The sequence below is a fragment of the Niallia taxi genome (assembly GCF_004005475.1).
Classification (GTDB): Bacteria; Bacillota; Bacilli; order Bacillales; family Cytobacillaceae; genus Niallia; species Niallia taxi.
Genome location: NZ_RZTZ01000034.1, coordinates 1 through 14,590, shown reverse-complemented (window position 1 = coordinate 14,590; position 14,590 = coordinate 1). Strand labels below are relative to the sequence as shown.

The 14,590-nt window shown below is 37.7% G+C and carries 14 protein-coding genes, 1 tRNA gene, 1 rRNA gene, 1 other RNA gene and 1 other annotated feature; of the genes, 12 read left to right on the top strand and 5 right to left on the bottom strand.

The annotated features are described in order from the left end of the window. The first annotated feature begins 18 nt into the window (after positions 1 to 18). Positions 19 to 135, top strand: a 5S ribosomal RNA gene (gene rrf, locus EM808_RS27970). A gap of 69 nt (positions 136 to 204) precedes the next feature. On the opposite strand, the gene EM808_RS27965 is transcribed toward rrf, so the two are convergent. Then, entirely contained in the window at positions 205 to 1,155 is a 951-nt protein-coding gene (locus EM808_RS27965) for a YaaC family protein (protein ID WP_127743036.1), read from the bottom strand. Positions 1,156 to 1,269: 114 nt separating this feature from the next. Between EM808_RS27965 and guaB the strand changes: the two genes are divergently transcribed. The 4 genes from guaB to EM808_RS27945 all read left to right on the top strand — a co-directional run bounded on the left by guaB (position 1,270) and on the right by EM808_RS27945 (position 6,246). Then, positions 1,270 to 2,736 carry an IMP dehydrogenase gene (gene guaB, locus EM808_RS27960; RefSeq protein WP_127743034.1) on the top strand — a complete coding sequence of 489 codons (1,467 nt, stop codon included), beginning with the start codon at positions 1,270 to 1,272 and terminating at the stop codon, positions 2,734 to 2,736. A 168-nt stretch (positions 2,737 to 2,904) separates the two neighbouring features. Then, a complete protein-coding gene (locus EM808_RS27955; RefSeq protein ID WP_285849848.1) occupies positions 2,905 to 4,227 on the top strand; it encodes a serine hydrolase in 1,323 nt (440 codons plus the stop codon). 229 nt (positions 4,228 to 4,456) lie between these two features. Next, positions 4,457 to 4,684 (top strand) — a binding site (T-box leader). A gap of 84 nt (positions 4,685 to 4,768) precedes the next feature. After that, on the top strand, positions 4,769 to 6,043 hold the full coding sequence (gene serS, locus EM808_RS27950) for a serine--tRNA ligase (protein ID WP_127743030.1): 1,275 nt from the start codon (positions 4,769 to 4,771) through the stop codon (positions 6,041 to 6,043). A gap of 110 nt (positions 6,044 to 6,153) precedes the next feature. Beyond that, positions 6,154 to 6,246 (top strand) — tRNA-Ser (locus EM808_RS27945). A gap of 117 nt (positions 6,247 to 6,363) precedes the next feature. Here the strand turns inward: EM808_RS27945 and EM808_RS27940 are convergent. The 4 genes from EM808_RS27940 to EM808_RS27925 form a co-directional block, all read right to left on the bottom strand. Further along, entirely contained in the window at positions 6,364 to 7,032 is a 669-nt protein-coding gene (locus EM808_RS27940) for a deoxynucleoside kinase (protein WP_127743028.1), read from the bottom strand. Next, positions 7,010 to 7,669 (bottom strand): deoxynucleoside kinase, encoded by a 660-nt coding sequence (locus EM808_RS27935; protein ID WP_127743026.1) that lies wholly within the window; start codon positions 7,667 to 7,669, stop codon positions 7,010 to 7,012. Before EM808_RS27935 ends, EM808_RS27940 begins: the two co-directional genes overlap by 23 nt. A 223-nt stretch (positions 7,670 to 7,892) precedes the next feature. After that, positions 7,893 to 9,176, bottom strand: a complete 1,284-nt coding sequence (locus tag EM808_RS27930) for a glycoside hydrolase family 18 protein (RefSeq protein WP_127743024.1) — start codon at positions 9,174 to 9,176, stop codon at positions 7,893 to 7,895. Positions 9,177 to 9,215: 39 nt separating this feature from the next. Continuing rightward, positions 9,216 to 9,779, bottom strand: coding sequence for a cysteine hydrolase family protein (locus EM808_RS27925; protein ID WP_127743022.1), 564 nt, complete (start codon positions 9,777 to 9,779; stop codon positions 9,216 to 9,218). 110 nt (positions 9,780 to 9,889) lie between these two features. On the opposite strand from EM808_RS27925, the gene tadA reads away from it, so the two are divergent. From tadA to EM808_RS27890, 7 genes are all read left to right on the top strand, one after another. Continuing rightward, positions 9,890 to 10,411 carry a tRNA adenosine(34) deaminase TadA gene (gene tadA / locus EM808_RS27920; RefSeq protein WP_127743021.1) on the top strand — a complete coding sequence of 174 codons (522 nt, stop codon included), beginning with the start codon at positions 9,890 to 9,892 and terminating at the stop codon, positions 10,409 to 10,411. A gap of 76 nt (positions 10,412 to 10,487) precedes the next feature. Beyond that, positions 10,488 to 10,752, top strand: an RNA gene (gene ffs / locus EM808_RS27915) — signal recognition particle sRNA large type. A gap of 168 nt (positions 10,753 to 10,920) precedes the next feature. Then, positions 10,921 to 12,627: a DNA polymerase III subunit gamma/tau gene (dnaX, locus tag EM808_RS27910; RefSeq protein WP_127743019.1), complete on the top strand. Its 1,707-nt coding sequence runs from the start codon at positions 10,921 to 10,923 to the stop codon at positions 12,625 to 12,627. 82 nt (positions 12,628 to 12,709) lie between these two features. Then, positions 12,710 to 13,030 carry a YbaB/EbfC family nucleoid-associated protein gene (locus EM808_RS27905; RefSeq protein ID WP_127743018.1) on the top strand — a complete coding sequence of 107 codons (321 nt, stop codon included), beginning with the start codon at positions 12,710 to 12,712 and terminating at the stop codon, positions 13,028 to 13,030. An 11-nt stretch (positions 13,031 to 13,041) separates the two neighbouring features. Continuing rightward, positions 13,042 to 13,638 (top strand): recombination mediator RecR, encoded by a 597-nt coding sequence (gene recR, locus EM808_RS27900; RefSeq protein WP_127743016.1) that lies wholly within the window; start codon positions 13,042 to 13,044, stop codon positions 13,636 to 13,638. Between the two features lie 19 nt (positions 13,639 to 13,657). Beyond that, entirely contained in the window at positions 13,658 to 13,876 is a 219-nt protein-coding gene (locus EM808_RS27895; protein WP_127743014.1) for a YaaL family protein, read from the top strand. 80 nt (positions 13,877 to 13,956) lie between these two features. Further along, the gene (locus EM808_RS27890) at positions 13,957 to 14,220 is read left to right on the top strand and encodes a pro-sigmaK processing inhibitor BofA family protein (protein WP_127743012.1); all 264 of its coding nucleotides are present in this window, start codon (positions 13,957 to 13,959) and stop codon (positions 14,218 to 14,220) included. Positions 14,221 to 14,590 lie beyond the last annotated feature (370 nt).

Below are 14,590 nucleotides of genomic sequence, written 5' to 3'. Positions count from 1 at the left end.
CTCATAAAAACATAATAGTCTGGTGGCGATAGCGAGAAGGTCACACCCGTTCCCATACCGAACACGGAAGTTAAGCTTCTCAGCGCCGATGGTAGTTGGGGGCTCTCCCCCTGTGAGAGTAGGACGTTGCCAGGCACGGACAAAAGCATCTAGTACATTACTAGATGCTTTTTTGTAATGCTTTGGAGAAAATCTGAAATTCAACTACATTTTTTTTGCTAAAAAGTTATAAATGAGTTGAGGCCCTTTTTTGGCTGCGATTGATAAAAAAGACTCAATATACGGATAATCCTGATTTGGCATTGTCTTGAGAAGCTCACTCCACCATTCTATTTCGTATCTGGCAATCATGCTTAAATTATATAATAATAAGTAATGCACTAAGATTTCAGGCAGATGGACACTCCGTTTTTCTATTGGAATATAGTGTTTATTATCCAAGACGTTGTAGTAGAAGGGTGGAACTGGTTGTAAAGGTTCAGAAAAAGCAACTTCAATACTCGTCTTACTTGTTTTAACATTCTTGACTGGGTTCCCAAGCTGTGACTCCAAATAATGCTGAAAACGGTCCTTACTCATAAAATAGCTGTCTAAAATCTTAGATGGAATAATTGCCTCTGTATTTGAAAAGGAAACTGGTAGGAAGGAAGGACTGCCTGTGAATATATGGAATAAATCACTAAGTTCAGGTATCTGCTGTAAGAGTTCTCCCATTTTGAATTTCTCTCCCTCAATCGAAGGGAGCTGAAACATATTTTCAGACATACAGGCAAACAGACCATTCTTTTGAATTTTGATTTCGTCCTTAAAAAATAAATATTGCTGTTTTTTTCTTTTTCTTGTAGATACACCATGTGCCAGTACGGAGGTACTGCTTGGGTAAGATGGATCTATTGTAAGGAGACAAGCTTTAATTAAGTGAACAAATCCATAAAATAGCAAAACAGGCTGTATATTAATTGGTGAATTAACTGCTTGCTGATAATAGAGCTTGCCGTGCTCTAGAAAATAAATAAATGGATAACAGTTTTGATAGCTCTTTGTTTCGATTTCATTTGTATGAAGTAATTTATAACTTTTTTTTAGAAATAGTTGGGAGTATTCTGCAGAAAAAAAACAGCTAAATGAATCCCAGCCCTTGTAGGAACTGTACATATGTATTGCCTCCTGAATTTTTTGAAAAATGAAACTTATTAAACTGACCTTGACAGTATTTTGTCCAATTGATAACCTACTAATAATATTTTTTTACTAATTGGAGGCGTTAAAATGTGGGAAAGTAAGTTTGCTAAAGAAGGTTTAACCTTTGATGATGTTTTATTGATACCAGCTAAATCAGAAGTATTACCAAGAGATGTCAGTTTAAAAGTGGAACTGGCACCAAATTTAAAATTAAACATTCCGTTGATTAGTGCTGGAATGGATACTGTTACAGAGGCAGAAATGGCTATATCTATTGCAAGACAAGGTGGAATGGGTATTATCCATAAAAATATGTCAATTGAGCAGCAAGCTGAGCAGGTAGATAAAGTTAAACGCTCAGAGAGTGGTGTTATTACTGATCCATTCTTCTTAACTCCAGATCATCAAGTATTTGATGCAGAACATTTAATGGGAAAATACCGAATTTCAGGTGTTCCTATTGTTAACAACAATGATGATCAAAAATTAGTTGGTATCTTAACAAATAGAGATTTACGCTTCATTGAAGACTTTTCCATTAAAATTAGCGATGTAATGACTAAGGAAGACTTAGTAACGGCTCCAGTTGGTACAACATTGGACGAAGCAGAGAAGATTCTGCAAAAACATAAAATTGAAAAATTGCCTCTTATCAATGAGGATGGAGTATTAAAAGGCCTTATTACAATTAAAGATATTGAAAAGGTAATTGAGTTTCCTAATTCTGCAAAGGATGCACAGGGCAGACTGCTTGTTGGTGCGGCTGTTGGTGTTACAGCTGATGCTATTAAAAGAGTTGAGCTACTAGTTAAGTCCCAAGTAGATGCTATCGTAATTGATACAGCACATGGCCATTCCAAGGGTGTTTTAGACGGCATAAGAGATATTAGAAATGCTTTCCCTGAATTAACTATTATCGCTGGAAATGTGGCAACTGCTGAAGGTACAAAGGCACTTATAGAAGCAGGAGCAGATGTTGTAAAGGTAGGCATTGGTCCAGGATCAATCTGTACAACAAGGGTTGTTGCTGGTGTTGGTGTTCCACAAATCACTGCAGTATATGATTGTGCTACAGAAGCTAGAAAGCATGGCAAAGCCATTATTGCTGACGGAGGAATCAAATACTCTGGAGATATCGTTAAAGCATTAGCAGCAGGTGGACACGCAGTAATGCTTGGAAGTCTTCTTGCAGGTGTATCTGAAAGTCCTGGAGAAACGGAAATATTCCAAGGTAGACGCTTTAAAGTATATAGAGGAATGGGATCTGTGTCTGCTATGGAAAAAGGTTCAAAAGACCGTTACTTCCAAGAGGATAACAAAAAGTTCGTTCCAGAAGGCATTGAAGGCCGTCTGCCATATAAAGGACCACTTTCTGATACTATCTATCAATTGGTAGGTGGAATACGTTCAGGTATGGGATATTGTGGTTCTAAGGACCTTCAAGCTTTGAGAGAGCATTCACAATTTGTAAAAATGACTGGTGCTGGATTAAGAGAAAGCCATCCACATGATGTTCAAATTACAAAAGAAGCTCCAAACTACTCTATTTCATAATATTAGTTTTGCAATTGTTACGGAATATTACAATAGATGGTGAACTCTATCACCGTCTATTTTTTTTGTTTTTTTTATGGTAAACTGTACAAGGGAAATTCTTAATTAAAAAAATAATTTAAAGTTTAATAGATAATCTTAAGTGTGGAGGTTTTATTAGTGAAACAAATGAGAAAGTGGACCTTGTACTTACTTATGACAGTGCTTGTTATAAGTGCAGTGGCAGCAGGTCTACCGCAACAAGCAAATGCAGCTGAGAATGACGATTTGGGATTGGACGCTGGGGCAGCAATACTAGTAGATGCTGCTACTGGTGAGATATTGTATGAGAAAAATGCCGATAAACTAATGGGCGTGGCATCCATGTCAAAAATGATGACAGAATATAATGTCCTTGAAGCAATCAAAGAAGGAAAAATTAGCTGGGACCAAAAGGTTAAAATAAACAATTATATTCATCGTTTATCCGGTGCTCCTGGTTTGTCTAATATTGGTTTGACTGAAGGCGAAGAATATACAGTAAAAGAGCTATATCAAGCAATGGGGATATTCTCAGGGAATGCTGCGACTGTCGCATTGGCTGAACTTCTAGCTGGAACAGAAAAAAATTATATTAATGTTATGAACGAAAAGGCAGAAGAGTTAGGACTTAAAGATTACAAGTTTGTTAACTCCTCTGGTTTAAATAACACGGACCTTTTGGGCAATTATCCTGCCGGCAGCGAAACAGATGAAAATGAAATGTCTGCTAAAGCTGTTGCAAAACTTGCTTATCATTTACTAAATGATTATCCGGAAGTACTTGAGACATCTAGCATGCCGAAACTTAAATTCCGTGATAATAGAACATACGCTAACTTTAACTGGCTGTTACCTTCACTGGTATTTGGCTATGAGGGAGCAGATGGTCTTAAAACAGGTTCTACTGATTATGCAGGCTACAATGTAACGGCAACTGCAAAACGCGGTGATCAACGAATTATTGCTGTTATTATGAAAAGTGAAACTAAAAACAGTCGCTTCACAGAGGCAACTAAGCTGTTAGATTATGGTTTTAATAACTTTAGTACAGAAGAAGTTCTTCCTGCTGGTTATACAGTAAAAGGAAATGAATCGTTAAAAGTAACAAAGGGTAAAGAAGACACGGTAAAAATTCAAACAAGTGATGCTGTTAATTTAATGATCAAAAAAACAGATAAAGAAAATTATGTGGCAAAGCTTGTACTGGATGATAAAAAGGTGAACAGTAATGGTGAAATAGCTGCTCCAGTCAAAAAAGGTGATAAGGTAGGAAAGGTCACTTTAGAGACAAAGGATGGCAAAGCAGTTCAGTTCTTAACTAGTGACGGAGAAAAGAAAGCTAGTGTAGATGTTGTAGCTGCAGAAACGGTTGAAAAGGCAAACTGGTTCGTATTAGCTATGCGTGGCGTAGGTTCCTTCTTTGCAAACATTTGGGATAGTGTTTCATCTACAGTAAAAGGCTGGTTTTAATAAAAAAAGATTCCTGTGTTAACAGGAATCTTTTTTTTATTTCTTATTTCCGAAAGTAAAGGTAAGTTGAAATCATAGGCTTAGCTTCACAAAGCGCGTATATGAGGCTGCTCCTACCACTAATAATGAATAATTAGTTCTATGGTGGAGCTCGCCATAAAGAACTAAATTGTATATAGTGGTTGAACTTTGTTCATAATTATAGTACGATGAAAAAAACTTTTATATGGTATCTACAATGATAGGAAACAGTAGCAGGATAATTTATTCTCAAGAGAGCCGATGGTTGGTGTGAATCGGTGAATATAGCCTGTGAATCCATCCTAGAGTTAAAACAAGGAAAGCCAGGGAATTTGGCAAGTAATTGTTTTCGGTTTAAAAAACCGTTATGTTTTTTTAAGGTGGAAAGCACATGCTTTCAACTAGGGTGGCAACGCGGGTAACTCTCGTCCCTTTTTTGGGGACGGGAGTTTTTTGTGTTCTGCTATGAAAATTTCAATAAGTAGTGTACCTATAGATGAAAATGTAAGGAGGAAAAAAGATGCTTGATATTAAATTTGTACGCGCAAACTTTGATTTTGTGAAAGAGCAGCTACAGCATCGTGGTGAAGATTTATCTGAATTGGAGCATTTTGAAGAGCTTGATACAAGAAGACGAGAATTGATTGTGGAAACAGAACAATTAAAAAGCAGAAGAAATGAAGTTTCCCAAGAAGTTGCCACATTAAAACGTGAGAAAAAGGATGCAGAAGCTTTAATCCTTGAAATGCGTGAAGTTGGCGAAAAAATCAAGGGCTTTGACGATGAACTGCGCCAAGTAGAAGAAAGACTGAACACAATTATGCTAGGTATACCAAATCTTCCTCATGAAAGTGTTCCTGTTGGTGATACAGAAGATGATAATGTGGAAATTAGAAAATGGGGAGAAGTTAGAGAGTTTGATTTCGAGCCAAAAGCACATTGGGATGTAGCAACAGATTTGGATTTACTTGATTTCGAAAGAGCGGCGAAGGTAACTGGAAGTCGTTTTGTATTTTATAAAGGGCTTGGTGCTAGACTAGAAAGAGCTTTGTTTAACTTTATGCTTGATCTTCATACAGAAGAGCATGGTTATAAGGAAATAATACCTCCATTCTTAGTTAATAGAGCAAGTTTAACAGGAACTGGGCAGCTTCCTAAATTTGAAGAGGATGCTTTCTTAATCGAGAAAGAGGATTACTTCTTAATCCCTACATCAGAAGTACCTGTTACAAACCTGCACCGTGATGAAATATTAGATGGTGATCAGCTTCCTATCAAATATGCAGCATTTAGTGCTAACTTCCGTTCAGAGGCAGGTTCAGCTGGAAGGGATACAAGAGGACTAATTAGACAACATCAATTTAACAAAGTAGAACTGGTTAAGTTTGTTAAACCTGAGGATTCTTATGAAGAGTTGGAAACATTGACTGGAAATGCAGAGAAAGTCTTGCAGCTTCTAGGCTTGCCATATCGTGTTCTAAGCATGTGCACAGGTGATTTAGGTTTCACAGCTGCAAAAAAATACGATGTAGAAGTCTGGATACCAAGCTATGGATCTTACAGAGAAATATCTTCTTGCAGTAACTTCGAAGCATTCCAAGCAAGAAGAGCAAACATCCGCTTCAGACGAGAAGCAAAGGGCAAGCCAGAACATGTTCATACACTTAATGGCTCTGGACTAGCGATTGGCCGTACAGTTGCAGCAATACTTGAGAACTATCAGCAAGAGGATGGCAGTGTACTTATTCCAGAAGCATTGCGCCCATATATGGGAAATAGAGAGGTTATAAAGTAATTAGTTAGTATATGATAATATATAGAAGGAGCTGTTGCTTCTTCTATATATTAAAATAAAGATTTTGTTGACATAGATAATCCAATGTGTTATATTATTCTTTGTCTGATGGAGGAATACCCAAGTCCGGCTGAAGGGATCGGTCTTGAAAACCGACAGGCGGGTCAAACCGCGCAGGGGTTCGAATCCCCTTTCCTCCTCCATGATTATTTTTTCTAACATTGCGCATAAATATTGGAGATATAAGGTCTGCTGTTTACAGCAGGCCTTTTTTTTGGTCCTTTTTATACAAAAAAAGAAGAGGAGCTGTCTCCTCTTCTTTATCTTTTTGCAAGATTTTTTTGTTCTAAAATAACAGCTACTTTTTCAAGTATTGGTTCAATTGCAGAAGTTCCCTCTGTAGCATCATAGTCATTAATATTAAGGCGCAGTACAGGACATGAAGAGAAGGAATCTATCCACTTTTCATAACGACCGTGCATTTCCTGCCAATACTCGACAGGTGTCTCTTTCTCCATTGTACGTCCTCTTTTATCAATTCTCGCAAGGATATCATCCAATGAGCCTTCTAAATAAATTAATAAATCAGGATGAGGGAAGTACGGAGTCATAACCATAGCATCGAATAAGCTTGTATATGTTTCGTAGTCTGTTTCAGACATCGTGCCTTTTTCATAATGCATTCTTGCGAATATGCCTGTATCTTCGTATATAGAACGATCCTGTATGAAGCCTCCTCCATATTCAAAGATTTTTTTCTGTTCTTTGAATCTCTCTGCAAGGAAATATACTTGCAGATGGAAGCTCCATCTGCTGAAATCATGGTAAAATTTATCTAAATATGGGTTTGTATCAACCTTTTCAAAGGATGTGCGAAATTGCAGTGCATCAGCTAGTGCGTTAGTTAATGTCGACTTGCCGACACCGACTGTTCCGGCAATCGTGATGACTGAATTGCTTGGTATATTATATTTCTTGCGTAGATTCATGATTATATGCTCCTAATGTTAATGTTTGCTTAATTTTATCAATGATAGTATCAAGGTCTTTTTTGTTTTTGACAAAGTCTAAAGCATCGCCGTTGAATGAAAGTACCTGGACGTTCGGGTACTGCTTTTGATACTTTTCCATCACTTCCTGATAGTCTGCTGACAATTGCTCTAAATATAAAGGACTGATGTTTTTTTCAATATCTCTGTCTCTTTTTTGGATGCGCTCCATTAGAGTATCAAGACTAGCATGAAGGTAGATAATGATGTTCGGTGCAGGTAATCCATCTGTCAGTACATCATAGATTCGGATATATTTAGATAGCTCTTTCTCTTGCAAGGTTCTTTTTGCGAAAATTAAATTCTTTAGTATATGATAATCAGCTACGACAGGAATATTCTTGTCTAAAAAGTCCGATTGTATATCATTAAGTTGTTTATATCGATTGCATAAAAAAAACATTTCCGTTTGGAAGCTCCATTCATCAATGTTTTCGTAAAATTTTCCTAAAAAAGGGTTTTCCTCAACGATTTCCTTTAATAGGTGATACTGAAAATGGTCAGAAATCAGCTTCGCTAACGAAGTTTTTCCAACACCAATAGGACCTTCTACTGTAATAAAAGGGATATTGTTCAATGCTTGTCCCCCCAATTTATATATTAAAAAAATAAAAAAGACATATGAAGTCATTTTAACATATGAGAAGCAGTTGTGGACATAAACTATGGTTAATTAAAGCTGCATGATATTTCCTGAGAAATGTAAAAAGGTAATGCTCCTCTGTGGAACTTAATTATAAAAAAAGCTGCCCTTTTTTAAAAGGCAACTAGTTGACAGCTATTTGGCATAAGCAATAGTTTTATCTTTTTGTGACATTGAAATTAGCTGATATTAAAAGCCAGTTTTGTGGGAAGGCCAAGCCTAGCTTCCAGTAGCTTACACCCCTAATATTAAGCTCTTTGACAAGGTCAAACTTTGCCTGAATGGATCTAGCATCCTCAAACCAAACTTCATGCTGGCGTCCTTGGGCATCTGTATAGTTGAAATGTGGCGCTTGAGCATTCGTGTCATAAAGTATGGCCACGTTATTATCTGCTGCAAGCTGGATTGCACTCTGGGGGCTTACTGCCCTTGCGACAGATCCTTGAACGAAGGGAAGTGTCCAGTCATATCCATAAAGATTTTGTCCCATCATTATTTTGTTTGATGGCATTTCTGTAATTGCATACTCAAGAACTTTACGCACTGGACCGATAGGTGAAACTGCCATCGCTGGTCCACCGCTATAGCCCCACTCATATGTCATGATTACGACAAAGTCTACAATTTCTCCGTGTGCGCGATAGTCATGGGCTTCATACCATTTTCCCTTTTGGCCTGCGCTTGTCTTCGGGGCTAAGGCTGTGGAAAGGAGCCAGCCCTCTTGAGAGAAGCGTGCTTTTGCTTTACGTAAAAATGCGTTATAAGCTTCCCTGTCTGCTGGTCTTAAATATTCAAAATCAAAGTGGATGTCTCTAAATCCGTATTTCTTCGCAGTCGATACGATATTATTTAAAAAGGTATTTTGGATTGCTTGATCATTTAATAGGATTCTTCCTAGCTCATCACTGAACTGATCATTCTCTTGATTTGTGATTACCATCATCAATACATTATTATTATTTGCTGCAATAGTAGGGAAATTGCCAAGCAGAGGCTCTTTCAGTTGTCCATTTCTAAGTGCTTGGAAGCTGAATGGGGCAAGATAGGTTAAGTATGGAGCTGCTTCTCTTGCAGAAGCCTCAAGCGCAGGAGCTACTGTAGTACCTCGCGGCTCAACATAAGCATTGAATTCTCCTGCTCTTTTCGGTTGCTGTGGTATATATAAGCGGGTTCCTGCCGCTAATGGGCTGTTTGGTGATATACGGTTAACACTAGCTAACTGTTGATACGATATTCCAAATCTTCTTGAGATAGAAAATAGGCTGTCCCCTGGCTGAACCCAATAGAACCGTCCAACAATTGGGATGACAAGTGCCTGGCCGATGACTAGCCTATTAGGATTAGGTAATTCATTTGCCTCAACGATGTTTGTTACAGTAGTTCCATAAGCTTGAGCAATGCCTGTCAATGACTGGTTTGCCTGCACAACATGTATCTGCATGGGAAATCCCCTCCTGCTGTTAAAATTCCTTATTGCAGTCTATGTGTTAATCGGGGATGACATGATACTATTTTTATCATACTTAAATATTTTTGCATCCATGACATTCCTCATCATGGTCATGGCATATTTATTATCCTGCTCATCTACTGAGGCAATGCAATTCTCCGGAACAATCAATGAGTATTCTCTCATATAAGCATCATTAGCTGTGAAGAGCACACAAATATTACCGGCAATACCTGTTAGGATGAGCTCATCCACCTTTAGCTGATGAAGCAGAGTGTTAAGGGCAGTTCCGTAAAAGGCAGAATGCTTTGGTTTTATTAAGAAGTAATCTTGCTCTTTTGGAGTAAGAAGGGTAAAAATAGTATCGTTGTATTCATTAGAGCAATATTCAATGATTTTGTCTAAATCTGCTTTCCATAAGCTATAATGATCATTGATATAAATTACAGGGATCTTAGATTCGTGGCAATAATTTTTCAATGTGGATATATTTTTTGCGATTAATGAAGCTTTTTCAGCTAAAATGGATCCATGTTCAAATTGAAAGTCATTAATCATGTCGATTATTAAGAGTGCTTTAGATGAATTATTCATATGTAACCCCTTTTTTAAAATAATAACAAATGTGTCTTTAGTTTAAGTAACTTAAGAAAATAAATTACACTTTTTAATAAAAACAATAGTGAGCACAGGGTGATAAATAAATGAATGTAGAAAAAGATGATAATTATTTTATGAGAATTGCTATAGATGAAGCAAAAAGAGCAGGTAATCTGGGAGAGGTTCCCATAGGGGCTGTTGTTGTGCTAGATGGGGAAGTGATCTCGAAGGCACATAACTTGCGTGAAGCAGAGCAGAGAGCCATTGCCCATGCTGAGCTTTTGGCAATAGATTTAGCCTGTAAAGAAACAGGAAGCTGGAGATTGGATAACGCTGTGCTGTACGTTACGCTAGAGCCTTGTGCAATGTGCTCTGGTGCAATTCTTCTTTCTCGAGTTAAAAGGGTAGTATACGGCGCAAGTGATCCTAAGGGAGGTTGTGCGGGTACCTTCATGAATCTTCTTCAGGATGACCGATTCAATCATCAGTGTGAGCTAGTACCTGGAGTACTTGAAAAGGAAACCGGCGAACTTTTAACAAACTTCTTCCGAGAACTTCGTAAAAGAAAGAAAGCGGAGAAGCAAAAAGGAGCCGAAAATGATATTACAAAAATTAACAGCTTATAATTATTGCTTTTTTGGTTGAATATAAGTATACTTAGTTTGTGTCCAAGATGACACATTAAAATTGGTATCAAGTTTGTCGTGCTAAGCGGGGAGGTAGCGGTGCCCTGTACTCGCAATCCGCTCTAGCGAGGCTGAACTCCTTTCTGAGGCTAGTATCCTGTAGGGTCTGCCTTAAGCAAGTGGTGTTGACGTCCGGGTCCTGCGCAATGGGAATCCATGAACTATGTCAGGTCCGGAAGGAAGCAGCATTAAGTGGACACCCCCATGTGCCGCAGGGTTGCCTGGACTGAGCTAACTGCTTAAGTAACGCTTATGGGTGCTAGTCGACGAAAGGTGCACGGCAGTTTAACTTTATAATAATAAAGACTCATTCTTTTGATAAAGAGTGAGTCTTTTTAGTTATTACAAGCCATACTACTTTTTAGTATAAAAGTTTGTACCACTGTTTTAATGTAAAAATACATATAGATAAGATATAATAATAAGAGCGGAAAGAAAGGGGGGCAAGCATGAATTACCAAGCATTATATCGAGTTTGGAGACCGCAGCAATTTATTGATGTAGTAGGTCAGGAACATATAACAAAAACACTCCAGAATGCCCTTCTTCAGCAAAAAACAACGCATGCATATTTGTTTTCAGGCCCAAGAGGAACAGGTAAAACAAGTGCTGCGAAGATTCTAGCAAAAGCGGTAAACTGTGAAAGAGCTCCAATCAGCGAGCCATGCAACGAGTGTGCTGCATGTAAAGGAATTACAGACGGTTCCATTCCTGATGTGATAGAGATAGATGCTGCTTCCAATAATGGAGTGGAAGAAATAAGGGATATAAGAGACAAAGTGAAATATGCCCCGAGCTCTGTCCCATACAAGGTTTATATAATAGATGAAGTGCATATGCTTTCTATTGGAGCATTCAATGCATTATTAAAAACATTAGAGGAACCACCTAAGCATGTAATCTTCATTTTGGCCACTACTGAGCCGCATAAAATACCATTAACGATTATCTCCAGATGTCAACGCTTTGACTTTAGAAGAATTACAGCTCAATCGATTGTAAAGAGAATGAGGCTTATTATAGATGAATCTGGTATATCATGTGACGATAAGGCTCTTCAGATGATAGCTCGCGCGGCCGATGGAGGAATGCGGGATGCCTTGAGTCTATTGGACCAAGCCATCTCTTACAGTCAAGATAGTGTTACTGTAGAAGATGCATTAACTGTTACAGGTGCTGTTTCACAAGGGTTTTTAAATGAACTGGCGAAAGCAATTTATGAAAAAGATACAGTTAAGGGACTTCAATCATTGGATGAATTGCTGTTTTCAGGAAAGGATCCTTCCAGGTTTATTGAAGACTTTATTTTCTTCTATCGAGATATGCTGTTATATAAAACTGCACCTAATTTGGAAGAGTCATTGGAAAGGGTCATGCTTGATGACGAATTCAGGGACTTAGCTGATCTTTATGGACAGGAACAAATATATGAACTTATCAGCTTGTTGAACAAAACACAGCAGGATATGCGGTGGACAAATCATCCCAGAATTTTTCTAGAGGTAGCCATCGTTAAGTTATGCCAAATGGCAGTTACATCAAATGAGGCAAGTGCTGGCGCCCCATCAAGTAGTGAAATACAAGGACTTATTTCTAAAATAAACAATTTGGAAGAAGAACTAGCAAGAATTAGACAGTCAGGTGTAAGTAGCTCGCCAGAGGAGGCTGCTCCTCAGAAAAAGGTGAGGTCAAACCGAAAGGGATTCCAGGCACCTACCGGGAAAATCAATGAAATACTCAAAGCTGCAACGAAACAAGAGCTTCAAAATATAAAGAGCAATTGGGGAAATATGCTCGGACAACTCGTTAAAAATCAGATGAGATCACAAGCGGCTCTCTTGAATGAAGCGGAACCAGTTGCTGCTTCGACGGATTCAATTGTTATTAAATTTAAATATGAAATCCACTGTCAAATGGCATTGGATAATGTTAAATTTATAGAGACAATTACGTCATCTCTTCAACAGCTTTTGGGAAGAAGGTATAAATTAGTAGGAGTCCCTGAAGAGCAGTGGTTAAAAATAAGGGAAGAATTCTTGAATAGCTCCCATCATTCAGGTGCGGGTGAAGAAGATGGTGAAAACCAAGTGGAAGACCCGATTGTTGCTGAAGCCAAAAAATTATTTGGTGAAGAATTGCTTGAAGTGAAGGACTGATTGTTGAACGGAAATAGAAATTTGCATATTATATAAAATATGTAAATGAAATAAATAATTATAATTTAATGGAGGTATTCTTATGCGCGGAATGGGTAATATGCAAAACATGATGAAACAAATGCAAAAAATGCAAAAGAAAATGGCGGAAGCTCAAGAGGAGCTTGGAGACAAAAGAATTGAAGGTTCTGCTGGTGGCGGAATGGTAACAGTAGTCGTAACGGGACATAAAGAAATAGTGGATGTAGTGATAAAGGAAGAGGTTGTAGATCCGGAAGACGTAGAAATGCTCCAAGATCTTGTGCTTGCAGCTACAAATGATGCATTGAAGAAAGCGGATGAGTTAACAAACTCAACAATGGGGCAATTTACTAAAGGACTTAACCTTCCTGGAATGTTCTAAGGAGGAGTTCCATGCATTATCCTGAACCAATATCGAAGCTGATAGACAGCTTTATGAAATTGCCAGGAATCGGCCCGAAAACGGCTGCTCGACTGGCGTTTTTTGTATTGAATATGAAAGAAGACACTGTATTAGACTTTGCGAAAGCACTCGTCAATGCAAAAAGAAACCTTACTTATTGTTCTGTATGCGGTCATATAACAGATCAAGATCCATGCTATATTTGTGAGGATACAAGAAGAAACCGTCAAATAATCTGTGTAGTGCAAGACCCGAAAGATGTTATTGCAATGGAAAAAATGAAGGAATTTGATGGCTTATACCATGTTTTGCATGGTGCAATTTCCCCGATGGATGGTATAGGTCCTGAGGATATCAATGTACCTTCCCTGATCAAGCGTCTTCAGGAAAGTGATGTGGAAGAGGTAATAATGGCTACCAATCCCAATATCGAGGGAGAAGCTACAGCTATGTACATTTCCCGGTTACTAAAGCCATCAGGAATTAAAATAACAAGAATAGCACATGGTTTGCCAGTTGGTGGTGACCTAGAATATGCAGATGAGGTTACTTTATCTAAAGCGCTAGAGGGCAGAAGAGAAGTATAATCAGATGGGAGGACAATAGATGCTTTTTCGCCGCAAAGGAAAGCTAAGAAAAGAATTTGATGATAAATTATTATCTCAATTCCATGGCATGAAAAAACATTGGCTAAGTGAAAAATCAATACTAGAAAAAAGCTTCGATCCATCTGATGAGGTCATCTGTGCTGCGAAGTTAACAGAAGCAAAGTATTTTTTTCTATTTAAAGAAGCGAAAGAAAGAAATATCAGGCTGTTGAAATAATCAATAATTCTCCCTAGTTCTTTTTTGTAGAAGATGGACATACTCTATTAATACAAAGAGGAACTAGGGAGGTTTTGTTTATGAGCCCAATCGTCATTATTTCTATTGTCAGTGGGTTAATTATTCTTCTACTGATAATAGGAACTCCCATCAAACCATTGCGTTTTGTTGGACAAGGATTAATAAAAATAGTAATAGGTGCACTTTTTCTCTTCTTCCTGAATGCAATTGGAACAAAGTATGGCATACATGTACCAATCAATATTGCGACCTCTACCGTATCAGGAATTTTAGGGATTCCAGGAGTTGTCGCACTTGTAGCAATACAGCATTATGTATTATAAAGTGTTTTACGAAGCGGGCAACCAATGATATTGGATGTCTGTTTTTTTATTGGAATAAGGGAGAGGAATATCCTATTATTTAATTTGATTAATTTCATAAAAAAAGATTGACTATTAATTAAGTTGTTGATAATATTATTTAAGTCGCAACAAGTTAACAAGTATTTCTTAAATATTAAAATTTGGTGTTGACATTATTAATGACAGATGATAATATGTAAAAGTTGCTTCTGATAGCAACATATTGCTCTTTGAAAACTGAACAAACAAACGTCAACAATAATCGTTTTTATAACTTCGTTATAGAAACAAAACAAGTAACAAAAGCTAGAGTTTAGCAATGAGCTAATCTTACTCTTTATCGGAGAGT

Coding starts and splice junctions, on each gene's coding strand:
- EM808_RS27965 (WP_127743036.1), bottom strand. CDS start 1,155: ATGTACAGTTCCTACAAGGGCTGGGATTCATTTAGCTGTTTTTTTTCT.
- guaB (WP_127743034.1), top strand. CDS start 1,270: ATGTGGGAAAGTAAGTTTGCTAAAGAAGGTTTAACCTTTGATGATGTT.
- EM808_RS27955 (WP_285849848.1), top strand. CDS start 2,905: ATGAGAAAGTGGACCTTGTACTTACTTATGACAGTGCTTGTTATAAGT.
- serS (WP_127743030.1), top strand. CDS start 4,769: ATGCTTGATATTAAATTTGTACGCGCAAACTTTGATTTTGTGAAAGAG.
- EM808_RS27940 (WP_127743028.1), bottom strand. CDS start 7,032: ATGAATCTACGCAAGAAATATAATATACCAAGCAATTCAGTCATCACG.
- EM808_RS27930 (WP_127743024.1), bottom strand. CDS start 9,176: ATGCAGATACATGTTGTGCAGGCAAACCAGTCATTGACAGGCATTGCT.
- EM808_RS27925 (WP_127743022.1), bottom strand. CDS start 9,779: ATGAATAATTCATCTAAAGCACTCTTAATAATCGACATGATTAATGAC.
- tadA (WP_127743021.1), top strand. CDS start 9,890: ATGAATGTAGAAAAAGATGATAATTATTTTATGAGAATTGCTATAGAT.
- dnaX (WP_127743019.1), top strand. CDS start 10,921: ATGAATTACCAAGCATTATATCGAGTTTGGAGACCGCAGCAATTTATT.
- EM808_RS27905 (WP_127743018.1), top strand. CDS start 12,710: ATGCGCGGAATGGGTAATATGCAAAACATGATGAAACAAATGCAAAAA.
- recR (WP_127743016.1), top strand. CDS start 13,042: ATGCATTATCCTGAACCAATATCGAAGCTGATAGACAGCTTTATGAAA.
- EM808_RS27895 (WP_127743014.1), top strand. CDS start 13,658: ATGCTTTTTCGCCGCAAAGGAAAGCTAAGAAAAGAATTTGATGATAAA.
- EM808_RS27890 (WP_127743012.1), top strand. CDS start 13,957: ATGAGCCCAATCGTCATTATTTCTATTGTCAGTGGGTTAATTATTCTT.